The organism is Mangrovibacter sp. MFB070 (genome assembly GCF_000705335.1).
Classification (GTDB): domain Bacteria; phylum Pseudomonadota; class Gammaproteobacteria; order Enterobacterales; family Enterobacteriaceae; genus Mangrovibacter; species Mangrovibacter plantisponsor.
Window position 1 is genome coordinate 271,600 of record NZ_JJMI01000022.1, and the last position, 18,334, is coordinate 289,933.

Sequence of the window (18,334 nt, forward strand, 5' to 3'; positions counted from 1 at the left end):
AAACAGGAGGCGCAATGCAGATACTTTTCTACCACCCCGATTTTGATTCAGCCAGTTGGGTACATAGCCTGGAACAGGCCATGCCCGGTGCCACCGTGCGTGTATGGCAACCCGGTGATAACGCACCTGCGGACTTTGCGTTGGTCTGGCACCCGCCGCGGGAAATGCTTGCCGGGCGGCACAACCTGAAGGCCGTTATTGCTCTTGGTGCTGGGGTGGATTCCGTGCTTAACCAGCTCAAACAAGACCCGGATTTGATCCCGGCGCATGTGCCGCTCTATCGACTTGAAGATGCGGGCATGGGAAAACAAATGCAGGAATTCGCGGTAAGCCAGGTATTGCGCTGGTTTCGCCGGTTTGATGATTACCAGGAATTGCAGCAGGAAGGGCGCTGGGAGCCTCTTGATGAGTACCAGCCTGGTGACTTCACCGTAGGCATACTTGGGGCTGGTGTACTGAGCAAGTGTGTGGCAGAAAGCCTGTTACCCTGGGGCTTTCCAGTACGTACCTGGAGCCGCCAGCCGAAAGACTGGCCGGGTGTGAGCAGTTTTGCTGGCAATGAGTCCCTGAATGCATTTTTATCAGAAACGCGGGTGCTTATTAATTTATTACCACACACCCCGCAAACAGAGGGCATGATTAACCAGGCTTTACTGGCGCGCTTACCACAAGGCGCATTTCTGTTGAACCTCGGGCGCGGTGCGCATGTTGTTGAAGGTGACCTCATCGCCGCAGTGGAATCAGGGCAGATTTTGCGTGCTACGCTTGATGTTGTGCGTGAGGAACCTTTACCCGCGAATAACCCTTTGTGGCGACATCCGCGTGTAACAATTACCCCGCATATTGCTGCCTCCACACGGCTTGATGACGCCATTATCTACCTGGCAAAATTGATGAATGCTCTTGAGCAAGGCACTACACCCGCCGGGCAGGTCGATAAAGAACGAGGTTACTGACACGCCGCTGTATCAACATCCGGAAAGATAACTGTTATCATTGTTGTTGTTTTTAACAGGAGATTGCTATGTACCCCGTAGATTTGCATATGCATACGGTTGCCAGTACCCATGCATACAGCACCCTTCACGATTACATCGCTCAGGCGAAAGCTGCTGGTATCAAACTGTTTGCAATTACTGACCACGGTCCGGAAATGGCGGATGCACCCCATTACTGGCACTTCGTCAATATGCGCATCTGGCCGCGGATGGTTGATGGTGTGGGTATTTTACGTGGTATTGAAGCGAACATTAAAAATACCGATGGTGAAACGGATTGTGTGGGGCATATGCGTGATTCACTGGATTTGGTGGTTGCCGGTTTCCATGAGCCTGTTTTCCCGCCGGCAGATAAAGACACCCATACCACAGCAATGATTGCGGCTATGGCATCGGGTAAAGTCCATATCATCAGCCACCCCGGTAACCCCAAATTTCCTGTTGATATCCCGGCCATTGCGGACGCGGCTGCGCGTTACAACGTGGCGCTGGAGCTGAATAATTCCTCGTTCACCCACTCGCGTAAAGGGTCTGAAGCTAACTGCACCGAAATTGCAGCGGCAGTGAAAGAAGCGGGTGGGTGGCTATCATTAGGGTCTGATTCGCATACTGCTTTTACCCTTGGGCACTTTCATGAATGTGAAAAGATCCTCAATAAAGTCGCTTTTCCTCGTGAGCGTATTTTAAATGTATCGCCGCGCCGGTTACTGGATTTTCTGGAATCCCATGGTATGGCGCCTGTTGAAGAGTTCGCAGCACTCTGAATTTGCTGCAATTGAATTAACCCTGCAGGCCGATGCCTGGAAAAGGTCATGATAATGAATGAGTTTTCTATTCTTTGCCGTATTTTAGGTTCACTTTTTTACCGCCAACCTCAGGACCCATTGTTGGTACCGCTCTACACAGCGATTCAGGAAGGTAAGCTGGCACAAAGCTGGCCTTTAGAGCAGGAGGAGTTGCTGGCTCGCCTGCAAGAGCATACAGATATGGCCGCGGTCAGCGAAGACTACCACTCCCTGTTTGTTGGCGATGAGTGCCGCGTTAGCCCATTGCGTAGCGCCTGGGTTGAAGGGAGCAACGAAGCTGAAATCCGCGAGTTTCTCAGCAGCCGTGGTATGCCGTTGTCAGATTCCCCGGCAGACAACTTTGGCGGTATCTTACTGGCGGCATCCTGGCTTGAAGACCAGGCTCAGGAAGATGAATCTCTCGCCTTGCAGACCCTGTTTGACAGTTTTTTGCTTCCATGGTGCGGCACTTTCCTTGGTAAAGTTGAAGCCCATGCTACGACTGTATTCTGGCGCACGCTGGCCCAGGTCACTCGTGAAGCCATTCAGGCTATGTGGGATGAACTTCAGGAAGAAGACGAGCAGTCACAACAGTAAATATTGCAGCCTGCCCAGCAGAAAGACTAAACAGAGAAACCGGCATCAGTGCCGGTTTTTTACATCATATGATTATTGGCCCAGGAAACAGCCTGGGTACGGTTCTTCACTGAAATCTTGCGGAACAGATTGTACAGGTGCGTTTTTACTGTGTTTTCGCTGATAAATAACGAACGGGCAATTTCATTGTTGGATGCACCAATGCGCAATTTATTCAGGATCTCCTTTTCACGCTGAGTCAGTGAAGAAGATTCGTAGATATAAGGTTCAGAGCGGGGTGATGACTTCATCCAGTGGCTGGCAATCTGGCTTGAAAAGTCGTGTTCTCCGCGCAAAATACCACCAATACCTTCCAGTACGCTCTTTTCACTCTCACTGACAAAAAACACACCTGCAATATGCTGCCAGTTACTGACATTATGCTCAGGCTGAGTGTTTGGCATATTGATAAGTAAAACCTGGCTACCCGCCGTGGTATGGCTAAGCACTTCTTGCCAGTAATGAATATGATTACGTTCAGCAAACGCCATATCAAACAGAATAAGCGTATTGCCAGGAATGGCTTCCAGAGGTTGCTGGATATTATGGATGTGACCTTCCAGGTCCAGTTCTGTGCGCAGATACTGGAACAGAGCCGTGGAAAGAAGCGACGGCCTGGTTATCAACAACAATGTCTGGGCATGTAAGCGATGGAATTCATGATACATGATGTAACTCCACGGGTTTATGGCACCTGCAATAGAACGTTTTCACAATTACGGCAAACCTTTTTCAACTGACAGGTGACGTGCTGCTGTGTGACGTTATTACCCCATCCATCCATTGAGGGTGCGAAATCAAAATGGCAATGAAAAGCTATTGTTTCAATCTATTCAGTTAGCCTGTTCAGGCAAACCTTTTGGCTGTAACATTTAGTAAATTTAGATTTAAAAATGTTTCATTGGTGTTTGCTGAATGAATGAAATGGAATTTATCTGAAAATTAAAAACCTACTATATTTAATAGGGTGTATTTAATTAAGTTATTGATTATATGGTATTTAATATATTTAAATTTAAGATTTTTTCGCATGTTAATAACTATTTTTTAGTAGCTTCCCTTTTTTATAGTTTTCTTAAGATGAAAGTGTAGTGGTGACGTAATTTTATTTAAGTAATAGTAATGTCATTGCATTGGGTTAAATCGGGTTAAGTATCAGATGCGCCGAAACAAGGGTTTCTGCCTGCGAAAGAACAGGCAACAGAAAACACATTTTGCTGGTGTTTATCCGCAGGGATTCAGGTAAAACTGGGAGGAGGTAAGCAGTTTATCGCGGCCCGCCTGGCTACCCTTATAACAGGGAGCCCTGCCGGGCATCACCGAAGGCAGGTGTTTCGTTCTGCGGTAAGAGGAGCGATTTATGTCTCGTATCTCGGTTATTTCTGGCGATATCACGTCGTTGGATGTGGATGTTATTGTCAATGCGGCAAATGCTCAACTACAGGGCGGCGGTGGCGTTGATGGGGCGATTCACCATGCTGCCGGGCCTGAGTTACTGGAACAATGTGCTGCAATTTACCGGCAGAATGGCGCCTGCCCGACAGGCCAGGCCGTGATTACGGGGGCAGGCGATATACCGGTAAAAGCGATTATTCATGCGGTTGGCCCGGTCTGGCAGGGGGGAGACTGCGATGAAGCGGGGTTACTGGCTGATGCTTACCATAACAGCCTGCAACTTGCCGCATCTCATGGTTACCAGCGCATTGCCTTCCCGGCTATCAGTACCGGAATTTACGGGTATCCGAAACCTGCTGCGGCTCAGATTGCGATGAGCACCGTGTGTGATTTCCTGCGCAACCACTCTTTGCCGCACCAGGTAGTGTTCTGTTGTTACGACCAGGAAACCCATGATTTATACCAGCACTTGCTGATGAATTGTGATGCGGTCTGACAGAAAACTCTGCCAGACCAGCGGATTACACCGTAGCAGCATCGCTCTTGCGCTGGGGTTTTCCTGAAAACAGGAAACGCAGTACAGGGATACGCAGGTGAATTTCATACAGCACGATGGCAATGCCTATGACAAATACCATGCCAGTGACAAAGCCCAGCGTATTGGATGCAATATGCGGCATGATAAAACCGCCGAAAATAAGTGTCAGTGGGTGGTGTACCAGGTAAATAAACAGCGAAGCGTTGACGAAATAAGTCACACGCGGTGAGTGGCTGTTCAGTAAGGTATGCCCGAAGGAAAACACCACATTGACCATCCATATTCCGAGCAGCATGGTTATTACACTGTCAGTTTCATACAACCACTTATCACCACTACCATAATGCTGGTTCAGCATGTAAGCGGCGACCCCCGCCAGAGCACCAACATAACAACCTGCGTGGGGGCGAACGAAGCGGGCTTTCAGTGACGGATATTTAAATGCCAGCGCACCGAGCAGGAAAAAGGGTAGGTAAAACAGCGTTTGCATAACCGTAAAATTAAACAAGCCATCAGAAAGGGCCTGTGGTGCAAAAATAAAAATCACTCGGCGAAAAGTGGCATAAACCAGCCCCAGCAACAAAAATATAACTGAGAGTTTTCCCAAAGTTAACGTTTCTGGGTTAGGGAAAATCCAGGAGAAACCTTTACCTTGCTTTATTCTTTGAAACAAAAATAAACCTAATGTCGTCAGAATAACCAGCACCAGCAAGAACCACAGGTGCGAAGTCAGCTCCCAAACCAGCGTGTTATATTTCTGGTAGAACGTAAAGCTTCCCCAGTTACGGTTTTCACCACTTAAATGCTGCTGCAGGAAAAATTGTGGCAGTGTCAGCAGAGGAATGGAGGCCAGCATCGGGATAGCCACCCGCTCTGTGCGCAGCACCCACCACCGTTTCCGGTTGTAGCGCAGGTAGAGCATCCATGAAAAGTAGCCAGAAATAACGAAAAAAACCTGCATTCTGAATGAATGGATGAAGTCGTTGAAAATGGTCAGCCACAAAGATGGCGTGACACTGTTAATGTGCCACTGATGAGTGGAATAGATTAATGATATATGGAAAGGAATCCCTAATATCATCAACCATGCCCGGATAGAATCGAGGAAAAATTCCCGTTGCACAGGTTTATTACTCATAAAACTCCAACAATCTCAGACTTTTCACCTTATCCTTAAACGGTGAATTGTTTACAGTCCGGGCTAACTTACACGAAGACACAGGGGCTGTCTCCAGGATTAAAGGACGTATTGGAAGCAAACTTGTTGCCAGTTGTTTAATCCATGAGCCAGTGTGTTGAACCAGGAGGGGATTTGGTTGTCGGAAGCCTGAAGTATACTTTAGAATGGATCGGATTGATTTAAGCACACAAAGGGGGATGTGCTGGTTAATATGAAACATAAACTAGAAATGATGAAAATGCGTTGGGTCGGCGCGGCAGTATTACTGTCGCTTTATACCTCATCTGTGTGGGCGTTCTCCATTGATGATGTCGCAAAACAGGCAAAATCCCTTGCGGGCAGCAGCTACCAGGCGCCAAAGAGCAATCTGCCGTCTGTTTTCAAGGACATGAAATTTGCCGATTACCAGCAGATTCAGTTCAATCACGATAAAGCCTACTGGCATAACCTCAAAACCCCGTTCAGACTCGAATTTTACCATCAGGGCATGTATTTCGACACGCCAGTCAAAATTAATGAAGTGACGGCGACCAGTGTGCATGAAATCAAATACAGTCCGGATTATTTTAACTTTGGCGATGTGAAGCACGATAAAGACAGCGTCAAAGACCTTGGCTTCGCCGGGTTCAAAGTACTGTATCCCATCAACAGTAAAGATAAAGAAGATGAGATCCTCAGTGTACTGGGGGCCAGTTACTTCCGGGTAATTGGTGCAGGCCAGGTGTACGGGCTTTCTGCCCGCGGTCTGGCAATAGATACGGCGTTACCTTCAGGTGAAGAGTTCCCACGCTTCCGTGAGTTCTGGATTGAGCGCCCTAAACCGGAAGATAAACGCCTGACTATTTACGCGTTGCTGGATTCTCCTCGTGCTACCGGGGCTTACCGGTTTGTCCTGTTCCCGGGGCGTGACAGCGTGGTTGATGTGCAGTCTAAAATCTACTTGCGCGATAAAGTGGGTAAATTGGGTATTGCGCCGTTAACCAGTATGTTCCTGTATGGGCCGCAACAGCCTTCACCAACAATTAACTACCGCCCTGAAATTCATGATTCAGATGGCCTGTCTATTCATGCCGGTAATGGCGAGTGGATTTGGCGCCCGCTGAATAACCCGAAACATTTGGCGGTCAGCACCTATAGTATGGAAAACCCACAGGGCTTTGGCCTGTTGCAGCGTGGCCGCCAGTTCTCGCGTTACGAGGATCTGGATGATCGCTATGACGAGCGCCCAAGTGCATGGGTTGAGCCGCAAGGCAACTGGGGCAAAGGGCATGTGGAACTGGTGGAAATTCCTACCAATGATGAAACCAACGATAATATCGTTGCATTCTGGACGCCAGACCAATTGCCTGATCCCGGCAAAGAAATGAATTTCAACTACAAACTGACGTTTACCAAAGACGAAAGCAAATTGCATGACCCGGCTAATGCATGGGTAACGCAAACGCGCCGTTCTACGGGGGACGTGAAACAAACCAACCTTATCCGCCAGCCCGATGGCACTATCGCATTTATTGTCGATTTTGACGGGCCGCAGATGAAAACATTGCCGGATAATACACCAGTGGCTTCTCAGGCCAGTATTGGGGACAACGGTGAAATTGTTGAAAACAGCGTACGTTATAACCCGGTGACAAAAGGCTGGCGTTTAACTCTGCGTGTTAAAATTAAAGATCCGAAAAAGACCACAGAAATGCGGGCTGCCCTGGTCAATGGTGATCAGACATTAAGTGAAACCTGGAGCTACCAGCTCCCTGCTAATGAATAAGCTGACTGTAAACTATGCCTGATTATATTGATAATCTGCCGCTGCCTGACACGCAGAAATCAGCTCTTAAAGGGCTGGAAATTAAAGCAATACACCAGGCTCTGGAACCACAGGCTGGTGCTTTTTCAAGGGATGATGATTCGCCACTGGTATCTGTTAAACCCCGCCTTGCGCTGAACTGGCCGGGCGTGGCAAACAGCAGTGTCATGGTGAAAGATAAAGAAGGTCGTGATCAGTTGCAGGCTATGCCTGCAACCCACCGCGCTTCAATGGCGCCGGAACCCTGGCGCACCAACCCTATTGGGCGTGTTTGGGAACGCTTGCTGGGTCGTGAACGCTCACCACGCCATCACTCGCTGTCTAAAGAAGAGCAAAAGGCAGAGCAGAAGTGGCGTATGGTGGGGACTTTGCGCCGCTATATCCTCCTGTTACTCACTATTTCTCAGACTGTTGTGGCAACCTGGTATATGAAAACCATTTTGCCTTACCAGGGCTGGGCGATGATTAATCCTGCGGATATGGTCGGGCAGGATTTATGGGTGTCGTTCATGCAGATACTGCCTTATGTACTGCAAAGCGGCATTCTGATTCTGTTTGCGGTGTTGTTCTGCTGGGTATCAGCTGGTTTCTGGACCGCGCTGATGGGCTTTTTACAACTGCTTATTGGGCGGGATAAATACAGTATTTCTGCTTCGACAGTGGGTGACGAACCAATTAACCCTGAGCACCGTACTGCGCTTATCATGCCTATCTGCAATGAAGATGTTAACCGGGTATTTGCCGGGTTGCGGGCTACCTGGGAGTCGGTAAAAGCAACGGGGCAACACGCGCATTTTGATGTTTATATCCTGAGCGACAGTTACAACCCGGATATTTGCGTCGCTGAGCAGAAAGCCTGGATGGATTTACTCGCCGAAGTTGGTGGGGAAGGGCAGATTTTTTACCGCCGCCGCCGCCGCCGGGTGAAACGCAAAAGTGGCAACATTGATGACTTTTGCCGTCGTTGGGGCAGCCAGTACAGTTATATGGTAGTACTGGATGCTGACTCCGTGATGACGGGCGACTGCCTGACTGGCCTGGTGCGCTTAATGGAAGCAAACCCGAACGCAGGGATCATTCAGTCTGCGCCGCGCGCGTCTGGCATGGATACGTTGTATGCTCGTTGCCAGCAGTTTGCGACTCGCGTCTACGGGCCGTTGTTTACCGCTGGTTTGCACTTCTGGCAGTTGGGGGAATCCCACTACTGGGGGCACAACGCCATTATACGTGTCAAACCCTTCATTGAGCACTGTGCGCTGGCACCGCTGCCGGGTGAAGGCTCGTTTGCCGGCTCTATTCTCTCGCACGATTTTGTTGAAGCAGCATTAATGCGCCGTGCAGGGTGGGGTGTATGGATAGCCTACGATTTACCCGGTTCCTATGAAGAGTTACCGCCTAACCTGCTGGATGAACTGAAACGTGACCGCCGGTGGTGCCACGGTAACCTGATGAACTTCCGTTTGTTCCTGGTTAAAGGTATGCACCCGGTGCACCGCGCTGTGTTCCTGACGGGGGTGATGTCTTACCTGTCTGCACCGTTGTGGTTTATGTTCCTGGCGTTGTCCACCGCTTTGCAGGTGGTACATGCCCTTACGGAACCGCAGTACTTCCTGCAGCCAAGGCAATTATTCCCGGTGTGGCCGCAGTGGCGCCCGGAACTGGCTATTGCCTTGTTTGCCTCAACGATGGTGCTCTTGTTCCTGCCTAAGCTTCTGAGTGTATTGCTGATTTGGTGTAAAGGATCCAAAGAGTTTGGCGGGGCGTTTCGTCTGTTGATCTCGCTGATTCTGGAAGTGCTGTTCTCAGTGCTTTTGGCACCGGTACGCATGTTGTTCCATACCGTGTTTGTGGTCAGTGCCTTTTTGGGCTGGGAAGTGGTGTGGAATTCTCCTCAGCGTGATGATGACTCCACGCCATGGGGTGAAGCCTTCATGCGCCATGGTTCGCAGTTGTTGCTGGGCCTGGTTTGGGCAATTGGCATGGCATGGCTGGATCTGCGTTTCCTGTTCTGGCTGGCACCTATTGTATTCTCGCTGATCCTCTCGCCATTTGTTTCGGTAGTTTCCAGCCGGGCAACCAATGGGTTGCGGACTAAGCGCTGGAAGCTCTTCCTGATTCCGGAAGAGTATTCGCCGCCACAAGTGCTGGTGGATACGGAAGCGTATTTGAAACGTAACCGTGAGCGTGAGTTGCTCAATGGGTTTATGCTGGCGGTCTTTCATCCGACATATAACGCGTTGGCTACGGCAATGGCAACAGCTCGTCATGGTAAGAGCCATGTGCTGGAAATCGCGCGTGACCGGCACGTTGAGCAGGCGCTCAATGAAACGCCGGATAAACTCAACCGTGACCGCCGCCTGGTGCTGCTCAGTGACCCGGTGACAATGGCAAGAATGCATTACCGTGTCTGGACTGCGCCGGAAAAATATTCTTCCTGGGTAAATGCCTGGAATAATATCTCCGGGGGCTCGCAAATAAGCAAAGCTCAGTAATGTCTATACAGCCGGCCTTCGGGCCGGTTGTTTGTTACTGGGAGATGAGAAAAATAGCAGCCATGAATTTTTCACTATGATTAAGCAAACGGCTTCATTTTAAAGGCGGTAAATTTGCGAACGACGGGCATTCTTGTCATGGCACTATTATTAAGTGGTTGTGGCAGCATAATCAGCCGGACTGTTCCCGGGCAGGGGCATGGTAACCAGTATTATCCCGGTGTGCAGTGGGATGTGAGAGATTCAGCCTGGCGCTACCTGACGGTAATTGATTTACCCTTTTCACTGATTGCCGATACGCTGCTGTTACCGGTTGACGTACATCACGGGCCTTACGAATAATTTCCCCCGCCAGGCTCAGGCATCAGGCGGGGAGCAGTGTTATTCCTGTTCGTCCCATTCATCTGCGGCTTCGCTGCCTTCTTCGTCATCCAGTGGCGGTTCATACTGGAATTCACCTTCATCCCATTCGTGCAGCGTGTTTTCTTCCACCCATTCCATGCGCAACTCTGCTTCATCAAAATCACCATTGAAAACAGACTGGGCAGCCGGGCCGTACAGCACGGGAATATAATCACCCTGTTCATCGGCTTCATTTTCGTCATCGAAAAAACAGGCAACCCACATCTCCTCGCCATCCTGCAGAATGTATTTTTGAATATTGAGCTGCTGAATATCGACATCATCCTCATCAAGGTCGGGATGACTGGCAAAATACTCTTCACGGGCTGCATCAAGTGCTTCTTCAAGCGTGGAGTAGTAGTTCAGTTCGCTGCCGGTCATACATAAACTCCTGTAACAATGTTGTCGGGGGGTATCAGGAATTTATAGACAGCACTCTGGTGAGCGTCAACCATATTACAGTGGGAAATAACAAGAAAACCTCTCTGCAGCAGACAGAGAGGTGGGAACTCAGTAACGGGAAGGCACCCCTTCCGGGCGGGTTTTAAAACGGCGATGCAGCCACATGTACTGGTCCGGTGCAAGTAAAATACATTTCTCAACCACCTTATTCATCCAGCTGGCTGTTTCTTCGGCTGAGCCAAGGGGAATATCCAGTTCAGGCTCCAGCACCAGTAATTCATAACCTGTGCCATTCGGTTTACGGCGAGGAACAAAGGGCACAATACAGGCTTTAGACATCCGCGCCAGCATCCAGGTACCAGAGGTGGTTGCGGCCTGCTCAACTGCGAAAAACGGAACAAACACACTGCTGCGCGGGCCATAATCATGATCCGGCGCATACCAGACAATTTCACCACTTTTGAGTGCTTTTACCATGCCTTTAAAGTCTTTACGATCCAGCATGGCTTTATTGGAACGGACCCGCCCCCAGGTTTGCAACCAGTCAATCAGCGGGTTGTCATTGGGGCGATAGACGCCGATACCCGGTGTCTGCATCCCGAAAATACGCGCACCCAGTTCCAGTGTCAGAAAATGTACTCCGATCAGCAAAATCCCCCGTTTTTCAGCCAGTAATTGTTTAACTGCTTCAACCCCTGACACATCGAACCAGCGGGCGACACGCCAGTCAGGCCAGAACCAGGCCATTCCGGTTTCCATTAACCCCATACCGACCGATTCAAAGTTTTTTACCACCAGTTCCTGGCGCTCTGCATCACTCTTGTGTGGAAAACACAGCTGCAGATTACGTTGTGCAATGCGCACCCGGTCTTTCATTACATGCATTGCCATGCGGCCCATGAAACACCCAAGGCGATAGATGAGTGGGTAGGGAAGCAGCACCAGCAACCAGAGCAGGCCAATCCCAAGCCAGGTTAGCCAGTATTTGGGGTGAAGAAGTGAACGGTTGAATTGGGGTAAATGTGTCATGCAGCTCCCATCAGAAATTACTGATCTCCATAAGTCGTATTGTGGCATCATTTGAATAATGCCCAAAATATCTCAGTACAGAACGGTGCTTTTAGCACCAGTTATTCTCTCTGTGCATAATTATAGCCGTGAAATGTAGCGTATTTTGTATGGATGTTATTTAGCGTAGATTGCTATATCATGCCGGGCTATTTTCTTCAGGAGCAGAGTGAACACCATGCCAGTGTTACATAACCGCGTTTCCAATGAGGAACTGAAAGCCCGCATGCTGGCGGAAACAGAACCTCGCAAAACCATATCTTTCTATAAATACTTCACAATTGAAGACCCGAATACCACTCGTGATGCCCTGTACCTGGCATTCAGCCAGCTTGCGGTGTTTGGGCGCGTCTACCTGGCTCCTGAAGGAATCAACGCACAAATTAGTGTGCCGGAGGGCAATGTTGAAGCTTTCCGTGAGCAGTTGTACCGTTTTCACCCGGCTCTTGACGGTCTGCGCCTGAATATTGCGCTGGATGACGACGGGCGCTCTTTCTGGGTCCTGCGCATGAAGGTGCGAGACCGTATCGTGGCGGATGGCATTGACGACCCGGCGTTTGACCCCAGTGATGTGGGTGATTACCTGAAAGCTGAACAAGTCAACCAGATGCTTGATGACCCGGATACCGTGTTCATTGATATGCGTAATCACTATGAATATGAAGTGGGGCATTTCGAGGGCGCACTGGAGATACCCGCAGACACATTCCGTGAGCAGTTGCCCAAAGCGGCAGAAATGATGGCGCCTTACAAAGATAAAAATATTGTCATGTACTGCACCGGTGGGATCCGCTGTGAAAAAGCCAGTGCGTGGATGAAGTACCAGGGCTTCACCCGGGTTTCTCATGTGGAAGGCGGCATTATTGAATATGTTCGTAAGGCGAGAGAGCAGGGGCTGCCGGTACGGTTTATTGGCAAGAACTTTGTGTTTGATGCCCGCATGGGGGAGCGAATCTCACCTGATGTTATTGCTCACTGCCACCAGTGCGGGGCACCTTGCGACAGCCACACCAACTGCAAAAATGAAGGGTGCCATTTATTGTTTATTCAGTGCCCGGCCTGTGCGGAGCAATATGACGGGTGTTGTAGTGAACAGTGCCAGCAGGAGCACCAGTTGCCTGAAGCCGAGCAGCGCCAGCGCCGCGCCGGGCGCGAAAATGCAGCCCGTATTTTTAATAAATCCCGCCAGCGCCTGAAGCTTACGCTGAACAGCCCGGAAGATGAGTAATTTGTTCCGGCACGCCTCTGTACAGGTGTGCCGGGCCAACAGATTGACAGGTTATTTCTCGCCGCTTCCAAATCTGTTCAGGCGAAAAGGGCTTAAATCAAATGTGCAGCTTTTCCCCTGAGCAAACAGGCTGGCTATTTCGCCTAACACTGGCGCAAATTTGAAGCCATGGCCGCTTAGCCCGGTAACAACCATGACATCGCGGTTTTCTGGCAGGGTATCAATGATAAAGTCTTCATCGGGGGAATTGTCGTAAGTACATGATGCGCCATACAGGCAGCCACCAATGCCTGGCAGGAACTGGCGCAAAAATGCAAAGCACTCCGAGCCGTCGCCCGTTTCACTGCCAAAGGGTGTGCGCTCTTCGGGGGTACTGATGGGCTGCCCGCCGTTATGCTTACCGATTTTTAGTGCGTTATCGCTGGCAGGGAAACCATAAAACTGGTTACCGTCGGGCAGTTCGCCGGTAAAAGCAGGAAAACCGTTATCAGCACTGTAGCGCCCGTCGGCCTGGAACCAGCCAAATACTTTGCGTACCGGGCTGACTGGCAGAGATGGAATCAACCGGGTTACCCAGGTTCCGGCACTGACCAGCAGGCGGCCTGCAGTAAAGCTGCCATCAGCGGTATCCACCTGAATACTGCTATCCTGGTAATGTATTGCACTAACTGCACAGTTAAACAGTTGCGCGCATCCCGCTTCTCTTGCGAGCTTCACCCATGTTGCTACCGCGTTTTCACTTTTGAGTACACCTGCATTGGGCTCAAACAGGGCTTCGTAGTCACCAGGAATGCGCAGAGCAGGCCAGCGTTCGGCTATATCCGATGCCGTCATACTCTCTAACGGAATGGACCAGCGTTGTGCACTGTGGCGCATGTTAGCTAAAAATTCGGAGCCTTCAGGGCCGACATTGATAACCCCGGTACGCTGAAACAGGGGAAGTTCAGTGTGTTGTTGCAGCGCATCCCACAAGGCTTGAGCACGCAAGACCAGCGGGACATATTTCTCTCCTTCACCATACGCGTGGCGAATAAGCCGGGTGTCTCCATGGTGGCTGCCCTGTTCATGAGGTGGGATGGCACTGTCGATCATTAGCACCGATAAACCTGCCAGCCGGGCATAACAACCTGCAGCCGAGCCAACAGAGCCGCTGCCAACAACGATGAAATCGTAGTGGGTCACAAATAGTCTCCAAAATTAATACCCCTGATAAAAACAGGTGATAATGGCAGAGTGGATATATAGCAGGGTAATTAACAATCGCGTGACAAACAACCCGGGAAATATGAAAAAGGCATCACACTGGATGCCTTTTGTTTACAGTTAACAACCGATTAATGCTTACGGTAATCGTTTTCCTGGTAATCATTGGATTCAATTTTTGCAATACCGGCTTCGAGAATGGAAATAAATTGCCGGGCGACGTCTGTCGTTAGCCACAAGGTCTGACCAACTTCAGTTTCTTCTGGATCTTGATGATTTGCCGTCAGATAGTGTAAGCGCAGCATTAGCGCATCGTAACTGTCTACGGTACTGATATCCCACCCTACGAGGGGATGAGTCTGGATCACATCGTTATTTTTTTCCATCATAACCCCCTTATACGTAACTACGGCGACGACGTTCGAGGTTTAATGCATGTTTATATGTGAAGCAAGGGTAAGTATACCAATAAATAAATTTTGATGGGAGTGATTAACTGAGAACTAAACTTTTTTTACAATAATTTAGTGTTGTAGCACAATTAATCGTCATTTATCTCGGAGAAACCTGATTCCTGCCGATAATAGCTCAGATAAAGACGAAAAAAGCCGGACGGCGTGCCCGGCAAAAATACCAAAATGGAAATTGGACAGGGTTATTCGCCGCAGAACCAGTCGTCTGCGCTTTCCCAGGTTTCTTGTAAAATTTCGCTGATACGATCTTTATCTTCTTTGGCACCACCAAAGACAGAGAGCTGATTGGCTCCGGCATAACGTACAGATACATTCCCTGGTTGTTCAGGAAACTGCGCTGCAATTCGACGGGATAATTCATTGGTCAGTGCTTCGATAGCACCGGGTGGCAGTGGCGAGCTTTTCGCCAGAGTAATTTCAATACGCATAACAAACCCCCCTGTGAAATATACTGTGTATTTATACAGTAATATCATGAGGGGGGCAAGTTAATTAATCAGGGTTTAATACTCCAGTTAAGAACTTCCCCGGCAAGGAACGGTACCAGCGTATCGTTTTCCAGTGAAATTTCTTCCGGCATCACTTCTTCACGGCGCACCAGTGTCAGAGTGTCTTCGTTTACTGGCAGCCCATAAAAACGCGGGCCGTTGAATGAACAAAATGCTTCGAAGTGTTGCATAGCATTCATTTCTTCGAACACTGTTGCGTAAATAGCCAGCGCAGAAGGTGCATTAAAGCAACCGGCACAGCCGCAGCTGGCTTCTTTACGGTGTTTGCCATGTGGCGCTGAGTCTGTGCCTAAAAACACCCGGTCACAGCCGCTGGCAACTAACTCACGCAGTGCGGCCTGGTGCACATTACGCTTGAGAATTGGCAGGCAATAGAAATGTGGGCGAACACCACCAACCAACATGTGGTTACGGTTGAACATCAGGTGTTGTGGCGTAATGGTGGCCGCCAGTAATGAATTACCTTCGCGCACATACTGGGCGGCTTCTTTCGTGGTGATATGTTCAAAAACCACGCGCAATGCCGGGAAACGTTGGCGCAACGGTTCCATTACCGTTTCAATAAAACGGGCTTCTCTGTCGAAAATATCGATATCGGCGTGGGTAACCTCACCATGCACCAGCAGCGGCATACCGATCTTTTCCATGCGGGCCAGCACCGGATTAATGGCATCAATACTGCTGACACCATGGCTTGAATTGGTGGTGGCATTGGCAGGATACAGTTTTGCCGCCGTGAATACGCCCTGAACAAAACCTTTCTCCAGTTCGTCGGGATCCAGGCTGTCAGTCAGGTAGCAGGTCATCAGTGGTTCAAACTGATGGTCGTCGGGAACGGCATCGAGAATACGCTGGCGGTAGGCTATCGCCGCTTCTACCGTGGTCACCGGTGGCACCAGGTTTGGCATAACAATCGCACGGCGGTAGACAGCGCTGGTATAAGGCACAACAGCGCGTAGCATGTCGCCATCACGTAAGTGGAGGTGCCAGTCATCTGGGCGGCGGATAGTTAATACCTGGGGTGTAGTCATGAAGTGCTCCGGCGTTGGAAAAGTCAGACACGTGTTCGTGGGCTTCAGCCGGGCACAAAGGATAAGCGGAAACGTTTACGTTTGCACCTTTTTCTGCACAAATTTATTTGCCCGCCAGTTGGGCGGGCAGAAGAGCTGCATTACAGCAGGGGAATGACAATTTCACCCGGCTTCACTTCAATACCTTTGGCGTATTTTTTCGCCAGCTTTTCGCCGTTACTGCGATCGTCCTTCAGGACATACGCCGGATTTTTTTCGAACCAGGCGCGAAGTGAATCATTCAAATAAGGGTTAAGGGTTTGCAATACCGTTTGCATTTTTTGCGGCTGTACATCGGTATCGGTGACTTCAAGGTCTTTCAGGTAAATGGCACCTTGTTCTGCATTAAACGAAGGCGTTGCTTTCAGCGTTAGTTTCATTAACGCTTGTTGGTTGCCAAAAATGGATGTCAGTTTGATATCGGCATCACCGGTGAGCTTCACTTTACCTGGCTCCTCGCGGCCAATTTGCGTTTGCAGGTTAGACAACACAATGTGTGCGTCAGCAACACCAGGTAAACCGATGGTTTTGTTGTACTGGTCATGCTTCACCAGAGCCTGGTTAATTTCCTGCTCAGTGATGGTGTACTGTGTCAGTTGGTTGCAGGCAACCAGTAAACTTGCGCAAAGCGCCACCATACCTAAGAACACTTTATTCATCTATATCCTCGACTTTCTTCATAAGCCAGTTTGCTGACATAACCAGCATCAAGTATTTTTCTCTGGCAGGCCAGAAGAATAACCTGAAATGTATTACCAGGTCTTGCCCCGCACTTTACTGACAAGCGGTACAACAAATGTTACGGGTTGGGGGCAATTCCCTGTTGACGGGATGCTACCTGGCTGAATTGCCACCATAACCCGGCAAATGTGGCGATACCGATAAAGGCCAGAACCAGCCAGGGCAACGTTGGAAGATTGAGTGCTTTGCCTGTATCCAGCAGCCAGCCGCCCCCGGCATAACCCAGTGCGCCGCCAAAAGCCAGCCCCAACCGGCTGAACCCCATATAACTACCACGGGCCCGTGGGTCGGCCAGTGATGCACCTAAGGTTTCCCTTGCGGGTTCTGCAATAATTGAACCGAGATAAAACAGGCAGATAAGGAGTAGCAGTTGGTGCAAATTCGTGACCAGCCCGACGGGCAACAGGCTAAGGCTCATGATCAGCAAGCCAGCCATCAGGCGCTGCTCAAGGCGAAAACGTTTCTCAGACCAGCGGGCGATGGGGTACAACAGTGTCAGTGACAGGCAGGCTTCAATGGCGTACATCCATTTTACTGCCGCAGGTGTACCCGCAATATCATTGACCATCACTGGCAGCATCAGCATCACCTGGACGCCCAACATGTAGTAGCCGGTAAGTGTCAGAACGTATGCTACAAAACGGTGGTCCTTCATGACACGCTGCATGCCAGCACGCAACGGAGTCCGGGTGGTGGAAAGCTTGTAACGGGGCAGCAAAAACGCATTACACCCCGCGCACAGAATAAAGAGTACGGCGCCGGTCCAGCATACCAGGCGAAAATCATACTGCAGTAACCAGCTTCCCAGCATGGCACCGATAACTGCACCTGCGCTGTCCTGCATCATCAGAATAGAGAAAAAACGCCCCCGTTGTGCCGGGCGAATCAGTTTTACCACCAGCGCCGAGCGTGGCGGGTCGAATAGTGTCCCCCCCAGGCCTGACAGCAGGCAGGATACCCACAAAACCCAGGGGTCGTGAGCAACAGCCATGGCGGCAAAACCGCCCGCACGCATCAGCATGCCAGTTACAATCATCGGCCTGGCCCCAAAACGGTCCGCAAAAGCGCCGCCAAAGATCCCCAGGCCTTGCTGAATTAGCTGGCGCAGGCCCAGACCAATGCCAACCAATAAGGCAGCCCAGCCAAGCCGGTCAACAAAATGAATAGAGATAAGTGGAAAAACGACAAAGAAGCCAAGTACTACCAGCATATTGTCGAGAAGAAGGAATGCTTTACCCAGGTTCCTTGCCTGCCTGACGCGCGCCATTTCCCCTCCAGGGGAATGAAAGATAAGAAACTTATCATCGCTGATTTCTCTGTTTTTGCCCAGAGAGCCACAAAGATATTTTTATTGGCTGCGATAACTCTCATTTGTGAATAAAATCAAAAAAGTGCCTGGTTCTTTCCAGG

The 18,334-nt window shown here is 49.9% G+C and carries 18 protein-coding genes; 8 read left to right on the plus strand and 10 right to left on the minus strand.

The window, feature by feature from the left end; genetic code table 11:
- Positions 1-14 precede the first annotated feature (14 nt).
- From ghrA to DT73_RS10550, 3 genes are all read left to right on the plus strand, one after another.
- Complete coding sequence (gene ghrA, locus DT73_RS10540) at positions 15-956, plus strand: glyoxylate/hydroxypyruvate reductase GhrA (RefSeq protein WP_036108096.1); 942 nt, start codon at positions 15-17, stop codon at positions 954-956.
- 68 nt (positions 957-1,024) lie between these two features.
- A complete protein-coding gene (locus DT73_RS10545) occupies positions 1,025-1,762 on the plus strand; it encodes a phosphatase (RefSeq protein ID WP_036108098.1) in 738 nt (245 codons plus the stop codon).
- 54 nt (positions 1,763-1,816) lie between these two features.
- Entirely contained in the window at positions 1,817-2,380 is a 564-nt protein-coding gene (locus DT73_RS10550; protein ID WP_036108774.1) for a molecular chaperone, read from the plus strand.
- 59 nt (positions 2,381-2,439) lie between these two features.
- Here the strand turns inward: DT73_RS10550 and csgD are convergent, their stop codons facing one another.
- Positions 2,440-3,087: a biofilm master transcriptional regulator CsgD gene (gene csgD / locus DT73_RS10555; RefSeq protein ID WP_036108101.1), complete on the minus strand. Its 648-nt coding sequence runs from the start codon at positions 3,085-3,087 to the stop codon at positions 2,440-2,442.
- A 692-nt stretch (positions 3,088-3,779) separates the two neighbouring features.
- On the opposite strand from csgD, the gene DT73_RS10560 reads away from it, so the two are divergent.
- Complete coding sequence (locus DT73_RS10560; RefSeq protein ID WP_036108104.1) at positions 3,780-4,310, plus strand: O-acetyl-ADP-ribose deacetylase; 531 nt, start codon at positions 3,780-3,782, stop codon at positions 4,308-4,310.
- 25 nt (positions 4,311-4,335) lie between these two features.
- Here DT73_RS10560 and mdoC read toward each other — a convergent pair whose 3' ends face one another.
- A complete protein-coding gene (gene mdoC, locus DT73_RS10565) occupies positions 4,336-5,490 on the minus strand; it encodes a glucans biosynthesis protein MdoC (RefSeq protein ID WP_036108108.1) in 1,155 nt (384 codons plus the stop codon).
- Between the two features lie 271 nt (positions 5,491-5,761).
- Here mdoC and mdoG point away from each other — a divergent pair, with 271 nt between their 5' ends.
- From mdoG to DT73_RS10580, 3 genes are all read left to right on the plus strand, one after another.
- On the plus strand, positions 5,762-7,297 hold the full coding sequence (gene mdoG / locus DT73_RS10570; RefSeq protein ID WP_110025388.1) for a glucans biosynthesis protein MdoG: 1,536 nt from the start codon (positions 5,762-5,764) through the stop codon (positions 7,295-7,297).
- Between the two features lie 14 nt (positions 7,298-7,311).
- Positions 7,312-9,828 (plus strand): glucans biosynthesis glucosyltransferase MdoH, encoded by a 2,517-nt coding sequence (gene mdoH, locus DT73_RS10575; protein WP_036108112.1) that lies wholly within the window; start codon positions 7,312-7,314, stop codon positions 9,826-9,828.
- 114 nt (positions 9,829-9,942) lie between these two features.
- Positions 9,943-10,170, plus strand: a complete 228-nt coding sequence (locus DT73_RS10580; protein WP_036108114.1) for a YceK/YidQ family lipoprotein — start codon at positions 9,943-9,945, stop codon at positions 10,168-10,170.
- A gap of 39 nt (positions 10,171-10,209) precedes the next feature.
- Here DT73_RS10580 and DT73_RS10585 read toward each other — a convergent pair whose 3' ends face one another.
- Together DT73_RS10585 and DT73_RS10590 are read right to left on the minus strand one after the other, a co-directional pair.
- Positions 10,210-10,611 (minus strand): MysB family protein, encoded by a 402-nt coding sequence (locus tag DT73_RS10585; RefSeq protein WP_036108118.1) that lies wholly within the window; start codon positions 10,609-10,611, stop codon positions 10,210-10,212.
- 129 nt (positions 10,612-10,740) lie between these two features.
- Positions 10,741-11,661 (minus strand): Kdo(2)-lipid IV(A) acyltransferase, encoded by a 921-nt coding sequence (locus DT73_RS10590; RefSeq protein WP_036108121.1) that lies wholly within the window; start codon positions 11,659-11,661, stop codon positions 10,741-10,743.
- A 217-nt stretch (positions 11,662-11,878) separates the two neighbouring features.
- On the opposite strand from DT73_RS10590, the gene DT73_RS10595 reads away from it, so the two are divergent.
- Positions 11,879-12,928: a rhodanese-related sulfurtransferase gene (locus DT73_RS10595; protein WP_036108124.1), complete on the plus strand. Its 1,050-nt coding sequence runs from the start codon at positions 11,879-11,881 to the stop codon at positions 12,926-12,928.
- 51 nt (positions 12,929-12,979) lie between these two features.
- Here DT73_RS10595 and solA read toward each other — a convergent pair whose 3' ends face one another.
- From solA to mdtH, 6 genes are all read right to left on the minus strand, one after another.
- Positions 12,980-14,110 carry an N-methyl-L-tryptophan oxidase gene (gene solA / locus DT73_RS10600; protein ID WP_036108127.1) on the minus strand — a complete coding sequence of 377 codons (1,131 nt, stop codon included), beginning with the start codon at positions 14,108-14,110 and terminating at the stop codon, positions 12,980-12,982.
- Between the two features lie 152 nt (positions 14,111-14,262).
- Complete coding sequence (bssS, locus tag DT73_RS10605; RefSeq protein ID WP_036108130.1) at positions 14,263-14,517, minus strand: biofilm formation regulator BssS; 255 nt, start codon at positions 14,515-14,517, stop codon at positions 14,263-14,265.
- 269 nt (positions 14,518-14,786) lie between these two features.
- Positions 14,787-15,032, minus strand: a complete 246-nt coding sequence (gene dinI / locus DT73_RS10610; protein WP_036108778.1) for a DNA damage-inducible protein I — start codon at positions 15,030-15,032, stop codon at positions 14,787-14,789.
- A 68-nt stretch (positions 15,033-15,100) separates the two neighbouring features.
- Positions 15,101-16,144 (minus strand): dihydroorotase, encoded by a 1,044-nt coding sequence (gene pyrC / locus DT73_RS10615; RefSeq protein ID WP_036108132.1) that lies wholly within the window; start codon positions 16,142-16,144, stop codon positions 15,101-15,103.
- Between the two features lie 140 nt (positions 16,145-16,284).
- Positions 16,285-16,842 carry a lipoprotein gene (locus tag DT73_RS10620; RefSeq protein WP_036108133.1) on the minus strand — a complete coding sequence of 186 codons (558 nt, stop codon included), beginning with the start codon at positions 16,840-16,842 and terminating at the stop codon, positions 16,285-16,287.
- Positions 16,843-16,982: 140 nt separating this feature from the next.
- On the minus strand, positions 16,983-18,191 hold the full coding sequence (gene mdtH / locus DT73_RS10625) for a multidrug efflux MFS transporter MdtH (protein ID WP_036108134.1): 1,209 nt from the start codon (positions 18,189-18,191) through the stop codon (positions 16,983-16,985).
- Between the last annotated feature and the right edge of the window lie 143 nt (positions 18,192-18,334).